The sequence below is a fragment of the Streptosporangium subroseum genome (assembly GCF_900188345.1).
Classification (GTDB): domain Bacteria; phylum Actinomycetota; class Actinomycetes; order Streptosporangiales; family Streptosporangiaceae; genus Streptosporangium; species Streptosporangium subroseum.
Map to the genome: position 1 here is coordinate 26,796 of NZ_FZOD01000031.1, position 13,078 is coordinate 39,873.

Genomic DNA, 13,078 nt, shown 5'->3' on the forward strand with positions numbered 1-13,078 from the left:
TCTAGTCGACCTCTTCCACGGTGACAAGGTGCGTCACCACGGTGACCATGCCACGGATCTCCGGGCGGTCCTCCTTGACGACGACATCGCCGATTCGCTTCAGACCGAGCGAACGCAGCGAGTCACGCTGGTTCTGCTTGCCGCCGATCTTCGAGCGGACCTGGGTAATCTTCAGGCGTGCCATCGGCTAGCTCACCGCCCTAGCCGCCGCGGCCTCTGCGATGCCCTCGGCGCGAGCCCTGAGCATGCGCTTGGGAGCGACGTCCTCGATCGGCAGGCCACGACGGGCCGCGATCTCCTCGGGGCGGCTGAGGCCCTTCAGAGCGGCCACGGTCGCGTGCACGATGTTGATCGGGTTGTCCGAGCCGAGCGACTTGGACAGCACGTCGTGGATGCCGGCGCACTCCAGTACGGCGCGCACCGGGCCACCGGCGATGACGCCGGTACCGGGAGAGGCCGGACGGAGGAACACGACCCCGGCGGCCCTTTCACCCTGCACGATGTGCGGGATGGTGCCCTGGATGCGAGGGACCTTGAAGAAACTCTTCTTGGCCTCTTCGACACCCTTGGCGATCGCCGCGGGCACTTCCTTGGCCTTGCCGTAGCCGACGCCGACCATGCCGTTGCCGTCACCGACGATGACGAGGGCGGTGAAGCTGAAGCGACGACCACCCTTCACGACCTTGGCCACTCGGTTGATCTTTACGACGCGCTCGATGTACGAAACGCCCTTGTCAGCGTTGCCACCGCGACGGTCGTCACGACGACCGTCACGCCGCTCGCCACCGGCGGCGCCACCGCGACGCGGTGCTCCAGCCATTAGTGGTTCCTCTTCTCACTCGTAAAACGGGCCATCGGTTGCGATCCACGGGAGGGAGTCATCAGAACTCCAGCCCGCCTTCGCGGGCGCTGTCCGCGAGGGCCGCGATGCGGCCCGCGTAGCGGTTTCCACCGCGGTCGAACACCACCGCGGTGATCCCGGCTGCCTTGGCCCGCTGAGCGAGAAGCTCGCCGACCTGCTTCGCCTTGTCCGTCTTGGCACCCTCTGCCGTACGAAGGGAAGCGTCCATGGTGGAAGCGCTCACCAGCGTGTGGCCCTGGGCGTCGTCGACGATCTGGACGAAGAGGTGCCTCGTGGAGCGGTTGACGACCAAACGCGGACGCGTGGCCGTGCCAACAACCTTCTTGCGGACTCGGCCGTGGCGGCGGGCCCGCGAGACGGCGCGGGCGGCCGTGTGCTTGCCGAACGCAGTCTTGCCAGCCATGCCTACTTACCAGCCTTTCCGACCTTGCGGCGGATAACTTCACCCTGGTAACGCACGCCCTTGCCCTTGTACGGGTCAGGCTTGCGCAACTTGCGGATGTTTGCGGCGATCTCGCCGACCTTCTGCTTGTCGATGCCGTCCACGTGGAACAGCGTCGGCCTTTCGACGCGGAAGGAGACACCCTCGGGAGCGTCAATGATCACCGGGTGACTGAAGCCCAGAGCGAACTCGAGCTGAGTCGGGCTCTTGGCCTGAACGCGGTAACCAACACCCACGATTTCGAGGGTCTTGGAGTAGCCCTGAGTCACACCGAGCACCATGTTGGCGACCAGCGTGCGGGACAGGCCGTGCAGCGCACGAACCTTGTTTTCATCGTTGGGGCGCGTGACGGCAAGAGTGCCGTCATCGCCCTTGGCGATCTCGATCGGCTCAGCGATCGTGTGAGAAAGTGTGCCCTTGGGGCCCTTGACCGTGACGTCCCGGCCGTCGATGGCGACGTCCACGCCGTTCGGTACAGGGATGGGCAGCCGTCCGATTCTCGACATGCTGTGATTTCTCCCCTCTACCAAACGAAGGCGAGGACTTCCCCGCCCACTCCACGCTTGCCGGCCTGCTTGTCCGTCATGAGGCCACCGGACGTCGAGATGATCGCGACGCCCAGTCCACCCAGGACTCGAGGCAGGTTGTCTTTCTTTGCATAGACCCGCAGGCCGGGCTTGGAAACCCGGCGCAGGCCCGAGAGCGATCGCTCACGGGTCGGCCCGAACTTGAGCTCCACCACGAGGTTCTTTCCGACCTTGGCGTCTTCGACGGTCCAGGTCTGGATGTAACCCTCCTGCTGGAGGATCTCGGCGATATGCGCCTTGATCTTCGAGTACGGCATCGCCACGGTGTCGTGGTAAGCCGAGTTCGCGTTTCGCAGACGGGTCAACATGTCTGCGATCGGGTCAGTCATCGTCATGGCCGGTGGCCTTCCTCACCGCGGTTTCCACAAGGGACCTACGGTGCGGTCATGGGCGCTTGAAACAGCGTCCGGTGAATACGACTTCTATGTACGGGGTGGCGGCGCCATGCGGATCTCTCCGCGCGGACTGCTACCAGCTCGACTTGGTGATGCCAGGCAGCTCGCCTCGGTGCGCCATCTCGCGGAAGCAGATACGGCACAGGCCGAACTTCTTGTAAACCGCGCGGGGACGTCCACAGCGCGAGCACCGAGTGTAACCCCGGACCTCGAACTTGGGCTTGCGAGCAGCCTTGACCTTGAGCGATGTCTTCGCCATGATCAGGCCTCCTTGAACGGAAAGCCGAGGAGCTTCAGCAGCGCCCGGCCCTGGTCGTCGGTCTTAGCGGTGGTCACGACGGTGATGTCCATACCACGCTGGCGATCGACCTTGTCCTGGTCGATCTCGTGGAACATGACCTGCTCGGTGAGACCGAAGGTGTAGTTCCCGTTGCCGTCGAACTGCTTGGGCGACAGGCCGCGGAAGTCACGGATACGCGGCAGCGCCAGTGAGAGCAGCCGGTCCAGGAACTCCCACATGCGGTCGCCGCGCAGCGTGACGTGCGCACCGATCGGCATGCCCTCGCGCAGCTTGAACTGGGCGATGGACTTGCGGGCCCGGACGACCGCCGGCTTCTGACCGGTGATCACGGTGAGGTCGCGGACGGCGCCGTCGATGAGCTTCGAGTCGCGCGCGGCCTCGCCGACACCCATGTTCACCTTGATCTTGGTGATCGTGGGCACCAGCATGATGTTCTCGAACCCGAACTGCTCATTCAGCTTCGCGATGATTTCCTCGCGATAGCGCTGCTTGAGCCGCGGAAGGGTCCGCTCTTCAGTGTTCGCGGTCATCAGTTGTCCTCACCCGACTCGTCAGAAGCGGCCTTGGCCGACTCCTTCTTGGCAGGCTTCTCGTCCTTGGCAGGCTTCTCGTCATCCTTGAGCTTCTTGACGTTGCTCACGTGGATGGGAGCCTCCATGGTCTGCACGCCGCCGGTCTTGGCGCCGCGCGGGCCCTCGTTGGTCTCCTTGGAGTGCTTCTTGACCATGTTGACGCCTTCGACCACCACGCGGTCCTCGCGCGGGTGGGCGGCGATCACACGGCCCTTGGCACCCTTGTCCTTACCGGCGATGACCAGTACGAGGTCACCCTTTTTCACATGAAGCTTCGGCATTTACAACACCTCCGGCGCGAGCGAGATGATGCGCATGAACTTCTTCTCACGCAGCTCACGCCCGACGGGACCGAAGATACGCGTGCCACGAGGGTCACCGCTGTCCTTGATGATGACGGCGGCGTTCTCGTCGAAGCGGATGTAGGAGCCGTCGGGCCGGCGGCGCTCCTTGACAGTACGGACGATGACAGCCTTGACGACGTCGCCCTTCTTCACGGTGCCGCCAGGGATGGCGTCCTTGACTGTGGCGACGATGATGTCGCCAATTCCCGCGTAGCGCCGACCCGAGCCACCGAGCACACGGATGCAAAGAACTTCCTTTGCACCAGTGTTGTCGGCGACCTTGAGTCGCGACTCCTGCTGGATCACTTGTACTCCTGTTTGTCTCGCTGGTTCTCACCCAGTGGGTGAGCCTTGCGGAACCGATGGGGTCTTTTTCCTCCGACGTCAGCTGAACCAACCGCCGTCGCAGGCGAGACGAAGATTACTTCGCCCCCTTGGACACCGCCGTGGGGGTGGCTGGGCCACCCCCACGAGGCGCGTTGCTTACTTGGCCTTCTCGAGGATCTCGATGACTCGCCAGCGCTTGCTGGCGGACAGCGGCCGGGTCTCCATCAGGAGAACCCGGTCACCAACGCCACAGGCGTTGGCCTCGTCGTGCGCCTTGTACTTGGTCGTCCGACGGATGACCTTGCCGTACAGGGGGTGCTTGACGCGGTCCTCAACGGCGACCACGACAGTCTTGTCCATCTTGTCACTGACGACCAGACCCTCACGGGTCTTGCGGTAATTCCGCGCCTCGGTCGTTGCCTCAGTGGTCTCGGTCTCAGCCATCGATCGACTCCTTCTCAACCGTTACAATGCCGAGCTCCCGCTCGCGCATCACGGTGTAGATACGGGCGATCTCGCGGCGAACGGCACGCAGCCGCCCGTGGCTCTCCAACTGGCCGGTCGCAGCCTGGAAGCGGAGGTTGAACAGCTCCTCCTTGGCTTCCTTCAGCTTCTTGACCAGAGTGTCCTGGTCTTCCACCCGCAGCTCACCGGCGGTCAGGCCCTTAGCCATCACGCCTCACCTACTTCACGCTTAACGAACCGGCACTTCATGGGGAGCTTGTGCATCGCACGACGCAGGGCCTCGCGAGCCACCGGCTCAGCGACACCCGACAGCTCGAACATGACGCGACCGGGCTTGACGTTGGCGATCCACCACTCAGGTGAACCCTTACCGGAACCCATGCGGGTCTCGGCGGGCTTCTTGGTGAGGGGACGGTCCGGGTAGATGTTGATCCAGACCTTGCCGCCACGCTTGATGTGGCGGGTCATGGCAATACGAGCCGACTCGATCTGACGGTTGGTCACATAGGAGTGCTCAAGCGCCTGAATGCCGAACTCGCCGAACACGACCCTGGTGCCGCCCTTGGCGGCTCCGTGACGGTCGGGCCGGTGCTGCTTGCGGTGCTTGACCCTGCGCGGGATCAGCATGGTCAGCTCCCTTCAGCACCCGGCTGCGCAGCCGGGCCGGTCTCGGGGGCAGCCTGCGAGGCCGCCTCAGTCCTGGGTGCGCGGTCGCCACGGCCACCGCCTGCGCCGCCACCACGACGAGCGCCACCGGCACCGGGGCCGCCGCCACGACGGGGACGGTCACCGCCGCCGGCACCGCCACCCGCACCGGGGCCGCGACGGTCGTCACGGTCACGGCGCTGGCCCGCACGAGCGCCGGCGGCAGCCGCCTCACGCTCGGCGCGGCTGGTCGGAGCCTCACCCTTGTAGATCCACACCTTCACGCCGATACGGCCGAAGGTGGTACGGGCCTCGTAGAGGCCGTAGTCGATGTCCGCACGGAGCGTGTGCAGGGGCACGCGGCCCTCGCGGTAGAACTCCGAACGAGACATCTCAGCGCCGCCCAGACGACCGGAGCACTGCACCCGGATGCCCTTGGCGCCGCTCTTCATGGCCGACTGCATCGCCTTGCGCATGGCTCGACGGAACGAGACACGGCTGGACAGCTGCTCGGCCACACCCTGAGCGACGAGCTGAGCGTCGATCTCGGGGTTCTTGACCTCGAGGATGTTCAGCTGGACCTGCTTCTTGGTCAGCTTCTCGAGGTCACCGCGGATCCGGTCCGCCTCGGCGCCGCGGCGGCCGATGACGATGCCCGGACGGGCGGTGTGAATGTCGACCTGTACCCGGTCGGTGGTCCGCTCGATCTCCACCTTGGAGATGCCGGCCCGCTCCATGCCCTTTTTGAGCATGCGACGGATCGCCACATCCTCGGCAACGTACGACTTATAGAGCTTGTCGGCATACCACCGGCTCTTGAAGTCGGTCGTGATGCCGAGGCGGAACCCGTGCGGGTTAACCTTCTGACCCACTAGCGGGTCCTCCCCTTCGGCTCGCGGGACTCCACGATCACGGTGATGTGGCTGGTCCGCTTGTTGATCCGATAGGCACGACCCTGGGCGCGGGGACGGAACCGCTTCAGCGTCGGGCCTTCGTCGACCCACGCACGGCTCACGAAGAGCGTGCCGCGGTCGAGCTTGAAGTTGTGCTCCGCGTTGGCAATGGCGCTGGACAGCACCTTGTACACGGTCTCGCTCGCCGACTGGGGAGCGAACTGCAGCACGGCCTGCGCCTCCGAAGCGGGCAGCCCGCGAATGAGGTCCACCACACGGCGGGCCTTCATGGGCGTGTGGCGCGCAAATCGCACCTGAGCCCTGGCTTCCATCGCTTACTCCTCTTACCTTCTTCTAAGGCGCTTACCGCCGGCTGCGGCGGTCTTCCTTGACGTGGCTGCGGAACGTCCGCGTCGGCGCGAACTCGCCCAGCTTGTGGCCGATCATCGCCTCGGTGACAAACACCGGGACGTGCTTGCGACCGTCGTGAACGGCGATCGTGTGACCGAGCATGTCGGGCACGATCATGGAGCGCCGCGACCACGTCTTGATGACGTTTTTGGTGCCCTTCTCGTTCTGGACGTCTACCTTCTTCTGAAGGTGGTCGTCCACGAAGGGACCCTTCTTAAGGCTACGTGGCATTTTGGCTGCTCCTACCGCTTCTTCCGCTTGGTCCGACGACGGATGATCAGCCGGTCGCTGGCCTTGTTCGCCGCACGAGTACGACCCTCGGGCTTGCCCTTCGGGTTAACCGGGTGACGACCGCCGGAGGTCTTACCCTCACCACCACCATGCGGGTGGTCGACCGGGTTCATCGCGACACCGCGGACGGTGGGGCGCTTGCCCTTCCACCGCATACGGCCGGCCTTGCCCCAGTTGATGTTGCCCTGCTCGGCGTTGCCGACCTGGCCGATGGAGGCCCGGCAGCGAACGTCGACCTGGCGCATCTCGCCGGAGGGCATACGCAGCGTGGCGTACTGACCTTCCTTGGCGAGGAGCTGAATCTGCGCACCGGCGGACCGGCCCAGCTTGGCGCCACCGCCCGGACGGAGCTCCACCGCGTGGATGAAGGTACCGGTCGGGATGTTGCGCAACGGCAGGCAGTTGCCCGGCTTGATGTCGGCCGTGGGGCCGTTTTCAATCTTGTCGCCCTGCTTGAGACCGGTCGGGCAGAGGATGTAGCGCTTCTCCCCGTCGGCAAAGTGCAGCAGCGCGATACGGGAGGTACGGTTCGGGTCGTACTCGATGTGAGCGACCTTGGCCGGAATCCCGTCCTTGTCGTGGCGCCGGAAATCAATGATCCGGTAGGCGCGCTTGTGACCGCCACCCTGGTGGCGGGTGGTGACTCGGCCGTGGACGTTACGGCCACCCTTGCTGTGCAGGGGTGCAAGCAGCGACTTCTCGGGCGTGCTGCGCGTGATCTCGGCAAAGTCCGAGACGCTGGCGCCGCGGCGACCCGGGGTCGTCGGCTTGAGTTTACGGATGCCCATCTTATTCGTTCATCCTTCGTCGGTTAATCTGGTCGAATGCCCCTTGCCTACTGGCAAGGGGCGCTCTCCCTGTACTTACTGAGCGAGCGGGTCAGCCGATCTGGCCGAAGATGTCAATTCGGTCTCCCTCGACCAGGCTCACGATTGCTCGCTTGGTGCTGGGGCGCTGACCGTGACCGAACTTGGTCCGCTTGCGCTTGCCCTGGCGGTTGATGGTGTTGACGCTGGCCACCTTGACGCCGAAGATCTTCTCAACTGCGATCTTGACCTGCGTCTTGTTGGCCGTCTTCCGCACCAGGAACGTGTACTTGTTGTGCTCGTCGATCAGGCCGTAGCTCTTCTCGGAGACAACCGGCTTGATGATGATGTCGCGCGGGTCGGCGATCTTCTCCATCAGGCGTCTTCCTTCCCGCTCTTGCTCAGACGCGTGACGACCTGGTCGTACGCCTCCTGAGTGAAAACGACGTCGTCGTAGCAGAGCACGTCGTACGTGTTCAGCTGCCCGGCATCCAGCAGATGGACCTCGGGAGCATTGCGCAGGCTCAGCCAGGTGAGCTCATCGCCCTCGTCGACGACGACCAGGACGCTACGAGTCTGCGTGATCTTGCGCAGCGACTCGAGAGCCGCCTTGGTCTTCGGGGTCTCCCCCGCGACCAGACCGCTGACCACGTGAACGCGGCCGCCGGTCGCCCTGTCCGAGAGGGCGCCACGCAGAGCGGCGGCCTTCATCTTCTTGGGAGTCTTCTGGCTGTAGTCACGCGGCTGCGGGCCGTGGACGACGCCACCGCCTGCGAACTGCGGGGCGCGGGTCGAACCCTGACGGGCGCGACCGGTGCCCTTCTGGCGGTACGGCTTCTTGCCACCGCCGCGGACCTCGCCACGAGTCTTGGCCTTGTGGGTGCCCTGCCGACGAGCGGCGAGCTGCGCCACGACAACCTGGTGAATCAGCGGAACATTGACCTTCGCGCCGAAGACGTCTTCGGGAAGGTCAACGGTGCCGGTCTTCGTCCCGCTCACGTCGAGGACGTCAATGGTGCTCACTTGGCAGCCCCCTTCTTGGCAGCGGTACGGACGAGAACCAGGCTGCCGTTGGCGCCGGGGATAGCACCCTTGATCAGGATGAGACCCTTCTCGACGTCCACGGCGTGGACCTTCAGGCTCTGGATGGTGGTGCGGACGTTACCCATCCGACCGGCCATCCGTACGCCCTTGAAGACCCGGCCCGGAGTGGAGCAGCCGCCGATGGAACCCGGCGAACGGTGCTTGCGCTGCGTGCCGTGCGAAGCGCCCAGGCCCTTGAACCCGTGACGCTTCATGACGCCGGCGAAGCCCTTGCCCTTGCTCTTGCCCGTCACGTCGACGAACTGGCCGGCTTCGAAGGTGTCGGCCAGAAGCTCTTGGCCGAGCGTGTAGTTGCCGGCGTCGTCGGTGCGAATCTCCGTGAAATACCGGCGCGGGGTGATGTCGTGCTTGCGCAGGTAGTCGCCGAGCGGCTTGTTGACCTTCCGCGGGTCGACCTGCCCGAAGCCGAGCTGCACGGCGGAATAGCCGTCCTTCTCGGGGGTGCGGACGCGGGTCACGACGCACGGACCTGCTTCGACGACGGTCACCGGGACCATCCGGTTGTCTGCGTCGAAGACCTGGGTCATGCCGAGCTTCTTGCCCAGGACGCCCTTGATCTGCTTAGCCATGTCAGTGCGTTCCCTCAGAGCTTGATCGAGATGTCAACGCCGGCGGGGAGGTCGAGTCGCATAAGCGAGTCGACCGTCTTCGGCGTGGGATCGATGATGTCAATGAGCCGCTTGTGCGTGCGCATCTCAAAGTGCTCGCGGCTGTCCTTGTACTTGTGCGGCGAGCGGATGACGCAATACACGTTCTTCTCGGTCGGCAGCGGCACCGGGCCTGCGACCTTGGCGCCAGTCCTTGTCACCGTCTCGACGATCTTCTTGGCCGAGACGTCGATGACCTCGTGGTCATAGGCCTTGAGCCGAATGCGGATCTTCTGTCCCGCCATAATGGCCTCGGTGTCCTTCGCTGTCGTCTGAAAAAGTTACATGCGGCCTGTTGCCGCCGTTCATTGCCAAACCCCACGTAGCAGACGCTGTTGATCTGCGCTTTCTTCCGTGATCTGGCAGTTACTTCGGTCATCGTGCGGCCGAACCAACTGCGAGATCACGGTTCGTGGGACTTTGTGAAGGTGCGTGCCTTACGGCACGAACCCCCTTGTGGTGCGGCGGCCGGCCCTGCGATGAGGGCCGACCGCCACTCCGCGATCGTCTTACTTGAGAATCTTGGTAACGCGACCCGCACCAACGGTGCGGCCACCCTCGCGGATGGCGAACTTGAGTCCGTCCTCCATCGCGATGGGCTGGATGAGGGCGACGTTCATCTCGGTGTTGTCACCGGGCATGACCATCTCGGTGCCCTCGGGCAGAGTCACAACACCGGTCACGTCAGTCGTACGGAAGTAGAACTGAGGACGGTAGTTGTTGAAGAACGGCGTGTGGCGGCCACCCTCGTCCTTCGACAGGATGTAGACCTGAGCCTCGAACTCGGTGTGCGGGGTGGTCGTGCCCGGCTTGATGATGCACTGGCCGCGCTCGACGTCCTCACGCTTGATGCCGCGGAGGAGCAGACCGACGTTGTCGCCCGCCTGGCCCTCGTCGAGCAGCTTGCGGAACATCTCGACACCGGTGACCGTGGTGGTGGTCTTGGTCTCCTTGATGCCGATGATGTCGACAGTCTCGTTGACCTTGACGATGCCACGCTCGATACGACCGGTCACGACGGTGCCGCGGCCGGTGATCGAGAAGACGTCCTCGATCGGCATGAGGAACGGCTTCTCGGTCTCACGGGTCGGCTGGGGGACGCTCTCGTCCACAGCGTCCATGAGCGCGATGATGGAGTCGCCCCACTCCTTGTCGCCCTCGAGCGCCTTCAGCGCCGAGACGCGAACCACGGGCAGGTCGTCGCCGGGGAACTCCTGAGCCGAGAGAAGCTCACGGACCTCGAGCTCGACGAGCTCCAGGATCTCCTCGTCGTCCACCATGTCGGCCTTGTTAAGGGCAACCACGATGTAGGGGACGCCGACCTGGCGGGCCAGGAGGACGTGCTCCTTCGTCTGCGGCATCGGACCGTCGGTGGCGGCGACCACGAGGATCGCGCCGTCCATCTGAGCCGCACCGGTGATCATGTTCTTCACGTAGTCGGCGTGACCGGGGCAGTCCACGTGGGCATAGTGGCGCTTCTCGGTCTGGTACTCGACGTGCGCGATGGAGATCGTGATACCACGAGCCTTCTCCTCGGGCGCCTTGTCGATCTTGTCGAACGCGGTCGCCTCGTTGAGGTTCGGGAAACGGTCGTGGAGTACCTTGGTGATCGCCGCGGTCAGAGTGGTCTTGCCGTGGTCGATGTGCCCAATGGTGCCGATGTTTACGTGCGGCTTGGTCCGCTCGAACTTGGCCTTGGCCACTGCTCTCTCCTTAGAGATTCTGACTTGACTTGCGTCTTTTTATTCGGGCTTGGGGAAGCCGGTTCCTCCCGGAACCGGCCGACGAGAGGTTCTCGCCCCGCACCCCTCGGCCTGGGCGGCGATATCTCGCCGTCCGCACCGAAACGGGTGCCGGACTTACTCGCCCCGCACCCCTCCGGTGGTGGGGCGGCGAGATCCTCGCCACCCTCACCGAAACGGATGCTGGACTTACTCGCCCCGCACCTTCGCGACGATCTCCTTGGCGACGTGCACAGGCACTTCCGCGTAGGAGTCGAATTGCATGCTGTAGCTCGCGCGTCCCTGCGTCTTGCTACGGAGGTCGCCCACGTAGCCGAACATCTCAGAGAGCGGCACGAGCGCCGCGATGATGCGAGCGCCGGAGCGCTCGTCCATCGACTGGATCTGCCCGCGGCGACTGTTGAGGTCTCCGATGACATCACCCATGTAGTCCTCGGGCGTGGTGACCTCGACGGCCATCATCGGCTCCAGGATTACAGCGTCCGCCCTGCGCGCGGCCTCCTTGAAGGCCATCGAGCCGGCGATCTTGAAGGCCATTTCGGACGAGTCCACCTCGTGGTAGGCACCGTCCTGCAGGGTGACCTTGACCCCGACCATGGGGTAGCCGGCGAGCACGCCGAACTGGGCGGCCTCCTGGGCACCCGCGTCGACCGAGGGGATGTACTCCCTCGGGATGCGGCCACCGGAGACCTTGTTGGAGAACTCGTAGCCGTCGTTGCCCTCGCCCAGCGGCTCAAGGTCGATGATGACCTTGGCGAACTGGCCGGAACCACCGGTCTGCTTCTTGTGGACGTAGTCGATCTTCTCCACCTTGCGGCGGATGGTCTCGCGATAGGCCACCTGCGGACGGCCGATGTTGGCCTCGACGTGGAACTCGCGGCGCATCCGGTCGACGAGGATCTCCAGGTGGAGCTCACCCATTCCCCAGATGACCGTCTGCCCGGTCTCGTCGTCACGACGGACCTGGAAGGACGGGTCCTCCTCGGCCAGACGCTGGATCGCGGTGCCCAGCTTCTCCTGGTCACTCTTGGTCTTGGGCTCGATGGCGACGCTGATGACCGGCGCCGGGAAGTTCATCGACTCCAGGACCACGGGGTGAGCCGGGTCGGCCAGGGTGTCACCGGTGGTGGTGTCCTTCAGACCCATGACGGCGACGATCTGACCAGCGACGGCCGACGGGCGCTCTTCGCGCTTGTTGGCGTGCATCTGGTAGATCTTGCCGATCCGCTCCTTCTTGCCCTTCACCGAGTTCACGACTGCGGTGCCGGTCTCGAGCGTGCCCGAGTAGATGCGGATGTAGGTGAGACGGCCCAGGTGCGGGTCGCTCATGATCTTGAAGGCAAGTGCGGAGAAAGGCTCGGACACGTCCGCGTGACGCTCGATGACCTCGTCTTCCTTACCGACCGCGTGACCCTTGAAGGGCTTGAGGTCGATGGGAGCCGGAAGATAGGCGACGATCGCGTCGAGCAGGGGCTGAACGCCCTTGTTCTTGAACGCGGTGCCGGTCAGGACCGGGTTGATGGCGCTGGACAGCGTCGCGCGACGGATCGCGGCGACAAGCTGCTCCTCGGTGGGCTCGATGCCCTCCAGGAAGAGGCCCATGAGCTCGTCATCGTTCTCCGAGACGGTCTCAACGAGCTTGTCGCGCCACTCGCGAGCGGTCTCGGCGTGGTCGGCCGGGATGTCGACGATGTCGTACATCTCGCCCTTGGCCGCCTCGGCGCTCCAGAGCAGGCCCTTCATCCTCACCAGGTCGATGACACCCTTGAAGTCAGCCTCGACGCCCCAGGGAAGCTGGATGACCGCGGGGGTCGCGTGCAGGCGGCTGATCATCATGTCTACGCAGCGGTGGAACTCCGCGCCGACACGGTCCATCTTGTTGACGAAGCAGATGCGGGGGACTTCGTAGCGGTCGGCCTGACGCCAGACCGTCTCCGACTGGGGCTCGACGCCGGCGACGGCGTCGAATACGGCAACGGCACCGTCGAGGACGCGGAGCGAGCGCTCCACCTCGATCGTGAAGTCCACGTGGCCCGGCGTGTCGATGATGTTGATCGTGTGGCCGAGCCATTCGCAGGTGGTAGCGGCGGAGGTGATGGTAATACCACGCTCCTGCTCCTGCTCCATCCAGTCCATCGTGGCTGCGCCATCGTGGACTTCACCGATCTTGTAGTTGATACCGGTGTAGAACAGGATGCGCTCGGTCGTCGTGGTCTTGCCCGCGTCGATGTGGGCCATGATCCC

At 64.5% G+C, this 13,078-nt stretch carries 22 protein-coding genes; all 22 read right to left on the reverse strand.

Features of this window, described 5'->3' with window-relative positions:
- Nucleotide 1: 1 nt before the first annotated feature.
- The 22 genes from rpmD to fusA all read right to left on the reverse strand — a co-directional run bounded on the left by rpmD (nucleotide 2) and on the right by fusA (nucleotide 13,072).
- Nucleotides 2-184, reverse strand: a complete 183-nt coding sequence (gene rpmD / locus CHC08_RS26940) for a 50S ribosomal protein L30 (protein ID WP_012887849.1) — start codon at nucleotides 182-184, stop codon at nucleotides 2-4.
- Nucleotides 185-187: 3 nt separating this feature from the next.
- Nucleotides 188-820: a 30S ribosomal protein S5 gene (gene rpsE / locus CHC08_RS26945; RefSeq protein WP_089210169.1), complete on the reverse strand. Its 633-nt coding sequence runs from the start codon at nucleotides 818-820 to the stop codon at nucleotides 188-190.
- Nucleotides 821-881: 61 nt separating this feature from the next.
- Nucleotides 882-1,265, reverse strand: a complete 384-nt coding sequence (gene rplR, locus CHC08_RS26950) for a 50S ribosomal protein L18 (protein ID WP_089210170.1) — start codon at nucleotides 1,263-1,265, stop codon at nucleotides 882-884.
- Between the two features lie 2 nt (nucleotides 1,266-1,267).
- The gene (rplF, locus tag CHC08_RS26955; RefSeq protein ID WP_089210171.1) at nucleotides 1,268-1,810 is read right to left on the reverse strand and encodes a 50S ribosomal protein L6; all 543 of its coding nucleotides are present in this window, start codon (nucleotides 1,808-1,810) and stop codon (nucleotides 1,268-1,270) included.
- A gap of 17 nt (nucleotides 1,811-1,827) precedes the next feature.
- Nucleotides 1,828-2,226: a 30S ribosomal protein S8 gene (gene rpsH, locus CHC08_RS26960; protein ID WP_089210172.1), complete on the reverse strand. Its 399-nt coding sequence runs from the start codon at nucleotides 2,224-2,226 to the stop codon at nucleotides 1,828-1,830.
- Nucleotides 2,227-2,359: 133 nt separating this feature from the next.
- Nucleotides 2,360-2,545, reverse strand: a complete 186-nt coding sequence (locus CHC08_RS26965; RefSeq protein ID WP_089210173.1) for a type Z 30S ribosomal protein S14 — start codon at nucleotides 2,543-2,545, stop codon at nucleotides 2,360-2,362.
- A gap of 2 nt (nucleotides 2,546-2,547) precedes the next feature.
- Nucleotides 2,548-3,117 (reverse strand): 50S ribosomal protein L5, encoded by a 570-nt coding sequence (gene rplE, locus CHC08_RS26970; RefSeq protein ID WP_089210174.1) that lies wholly within the window; start codon nucleotides 3,115-3,117, stop codon nucleotides 2,548-2,550.
- A complete protein-coding gene (gene rplX, locus CHC08_RS26975; protein WP_089210175.1) occupies nucleotides 3,117-3,440 on the reverse strand; it encodes a 50S ribosomal protein L24 in 324 nt (107 codons plus the stop codon). Before rplX ends, rplE begins: the two co-directional genes overlap by 1 nt.
- Nucleotides 3,441-3,809 (reverse strand): 50S ribosomal protein L14, encoded by a 369-nt coding sequence (rplN, locus tag CHC08_RS26980; protein WP_089210176.1) that lies wholly within the window; start codon nucleotides 3,807-3,809, stop codon nucleotides 3,441-3,443.
- A 177-nt stretch (nucleotides 3,810-3,986) separates the two neighbouring features.
- On the reverse strand, nucleotides 3,987-4,274 hold the full coding sequence (rpsQ, locus tag CHC08_RS26985) for a 30S ribosomal protein S17 (RefSeq protein WP_089210177.1): 288 nt from the start codon (nucleotides 4,272-4,274) through the stop codon (nucleotides 3,987-3,989).
- A complete protein-coding gene (rpmC, locus tag CHC08_RS26990) occupies nucleotides 4,267-4,503 on the reverse strand; it encodes a 50S ribosomal protein L29 (RefSeq protein WP_089210232.1) in 237 nt (78 codons plus the stop codon). The genes rpsQ and rpmC overlap by 8 nt, the downstream gene beginning before the upstream one ends.
- Complete coding sequence (rplP, locus tag CHC08_RS26995) at nucleotides 4,503-4,922, reverse strand: 50S ribosomal protein L16 (protein WP_012887838.1); 420 nt, start codon at nucleotides 4,920-4,922, stop codon at nucleotides 4,503-4,505. Before rplP ends, rpmC begins: the two co-directional genes overlap by 1 nt.
- A gap of 2 nt (nucleotides 4,923-4,924) precedes the next feature.
- On the reverse strand, nucleotides 4,925-5,812 hold the full coding sequence (gene rpsC / locus CHC08_RS27000; RefSeq protein ID WP_089210178.1) for a 30S ribosomal protein S3: 888 nt from the start codon (nucleotides 5,810-5,812) through the stop codon (nucleotides 4,925-4,927).
- Nucleotides 5,812-6,165, reverse strand: a complete 354-nt coding sequence (rplV, locus tag CHC08_RS27005) for a 50S ribosomal protein L22 (protein ID WP_089210179.1) — start codon at nucleotides 6,163-6,165, stop codon at nucleotides 5,812-5,814. The genes rpsC and rplV overlap by 1 nt, the downstream gene beginning before the upstream one ends.
- A 31-nt stretch (nucleotides 6,166-6,196) precedes the next feature.
- Nucleotides 6,197-6,475 (reverse strand): 30S ribosomal protein S19, encoded by a 279-nt coding sequence (gene rpsS, locus CHC08_RS27010; protein ID WP_089210180.1) that lies wholly within the window; start codon nucleotides 6,473-6,475, stop codon nucleotides 6,197-6,199.
- A gap of 11 nt (nucleotides 6,476-6,486) precedes the next feature.
- Entirely contained in the window at nucleotides 6,487-7,323 is an 837-nt protein-coding gene (gene rplB, locus CHC08_RS27015; protein ID WP_089210181.1) for a 50S ribosomal protein L2, read from the reverse strand.
- A 91-nt stretch (nucleotides 7,324-7,414) separates the two neighbouring features.
- Nucleotides 7,415-7,717, reverse strand: a complete 303-nt coding sequence (rplW, locus tag CHC08_RS27020; RefSeq protein WP_089210182.1) for a 50S ribosomal protein L23 — start codon at nucleotides 7,715-7,717, stop codon at nucleotides 7,415-7,417.
- Nucleotides 7,717-8,364, reverse strand: coding sequence for a 50S ribosomal protein L4 (gene rplD / locus CHC08_RS27025; RefSeq protein ID WP_089210183.1), 648 nt, complete (start codon nucleotides 8,362-8,364; stop codon nucleotides 7,717-7,719). The genes rplW and rplD overlap by 1 nt, the downstream gene beginning before the upstream one ends.
- Entirely contained in the window at nucleotides 8,361-9,014 is a 654-nt protein-coding gene (gene rplC / locus CHC08_RS27030; RefSeq protein WP_089210184.1) for a 50S ribosomal protein L3, read from the reverse strand. Before rplC ends, rplD begins: the two co-directional genes overlap by 4 nt.
- Nucleotides 9,015-9,028: 14 nt before the next feature.
- Nucleotides 9,029-9,337: a 30S ribosomal protein S10 gene (gene rpsJ / locus CHC08_RS27035; RefSeq protein ID WP_030912931.1), complete on the reverse strand. Its 309-nt coding sequence runs from the start codon at nucleotides 9,335-9,337 to the stop codon at nucleotides 9,029-9,031.
- Between the two features lie 264 nt (nucleotides 9,338-9,601).
- On the reverse strand, nucleotides 9,602-10,795 hold the full coding sequence (gene tuf, locus CHC08_RS27040) for an elongation factor Tu (RefSeq protein ID WP_089210185.1): 1,194 nt from the start codon (nucleotides 10,793-10,795) through the stop codon (nucleotides 9,602-9,604).
- Between the two features lie 228 nt (nucleotides 10,796-11,023).
- The gene (gene fusA, locus CHC08_RS27045) at nucleotides 11,024-13,072 is read right to left on the reverse strand and encodes an elongation factor G (RefSeq protein WP_420823587.1); all 2,049 of its coding nucleotides are present in this window, start codon (nucleotides 13,070-13,072) and stop codon (nucleotides 11,024-11,026) included.
- Nucleotides 13,073-13,078 lie beyond the last annotated feature (6 nt).

What these genes read in the sequence shown, in the direction of transcription:
- rpmD (WP_012887849.1), bottom strand. Translation starts at nt 184, where the DNA reads ATGGCACGCCTGAAGATTACCCAGGTCCGCTCGAAGATCGGCGGCAAG.
- rpsE (WP_089210169.1), bottom strand. Translation starts at nt 820, where the DNA reads ATGGCTGGAGCACCGCGTCGCGGTGGCGCCGCCGGTGGCGAGCGGCGT.
- rplR (WP_089210170.1), bottom strand. Translation starts at nt 1,265, where the DNA reads ATGGCTGGCAAGACTGCGTTCGGCAAGCACACGGCCGCCCGCGCCGTC.
- rplF (WP_089210171.1), bottom strand. Translation starts at nt 1,810, where the DNA reads ATGTCGAGAATCGGACGGCTGCCCATCCCTGTACCGAACGGCGTGGAC.
- rpsH (WP_089210172.1), bottom strand. Translation starts at nt 2,226, where the DNA reads ATGACGATGACTGACCCGATCGCAGACATGTTGACCCGTCTGCGAAAC.
- CHC08_RS26965 (WP_089210173.1), bottom strand. Translation starts at nt 2,545, where the DNA reads ATGGCGAAGACATCGCTCAAGGTCAAGGCTGCTCGCAAGCCCAAGTTC.
- rplE (WP_089210174.1), bottom strand. Translation starts at nt 3,117, where the DNA reads ATGACCGCGAACACTGAAGAGCGGACCCTTCCGCGGCTCAAGCAGCGC.
- rplX (WP_089210175.1), bottom strand. Translation starts at nt 3,440, where the DNA reads ATGCCGAAGCTTCATGTGAAAAAGGGTGACCTCGTACTGGTCATCGCC.
- rpsQ (WP_089210177.1), bottom strand. Translation starts at nt 4,274, where the DNA reads ATGGCTGAGACCGAGACCACTGAGGCAACGACCGAGGCGCGGAATTAC.
- rpmC (WP_089210232.1), bottom strand. Translation starts at nt 4,503, where the DNA reads ATGGCTAAGGGCCTGACCGCCGGTGAGCTGCGGGTGGAAGACCAGGAC.
- rplP (WP_012887838.1), bottom strand. Translation starts at nt 4,922, where the DNA reads ATGCTGATCCCGCGCAGGGTCAAGCACCGCAAGCAGCACCGGCCCGAC.
- rplV (WP_089210179.1), bottom strand. Translation starts at nt 6,165, where the DNA reads ATGGAAGCCAGGGCTCAGGTGCGATTTGCGCGCCACACGCCCATGAAG.
- rpsS (WP_089210180.1), bottom strand. Translation starts at nt 6,475, where the DNA reads ATGCCACGTAGCCTTAAGAAGGGTCCCTTCGTGGACGACCACCTTCAG.
- rplB (WP_089210181.1), bottom strand. Translation starts at nt 7,323, where the DNA reads ATGGGCATCCGTAAACTCAAGCCGACGACCCCGGGTCGCCGCGGCGCC.
- rplW (WP_089210182.1), bottom strand. Translation starts at nt 7,717, where the DNA reads ATGGAGAAGATCGCCGACCCGCGCGACATCATCATCAAGCCGGTTGTC.
- rplC (WP_089210184.1), bottom strand. Translation starts at nt 9,014, where the DNA reads ATGGCTAAGCAGATCAAGGGCGTCCTGGGCAAGAAGCTCGGCATGACC.
- rpsJ (WP_030912931.1), bottom strand. Translation starts at nt 9,337, where the DNA reads ATGGCGGGACAGAAGATCCGCATTCGGCTCAAGGCCTATGACCACGAG.
- fusA (WP_420823587.1), bottom strand. Translation starts at nt 13,072, where the DNA reads ATGGCCCACATCGACGCGGGCAAGACCACGACGACCGAGCGCATCCTG.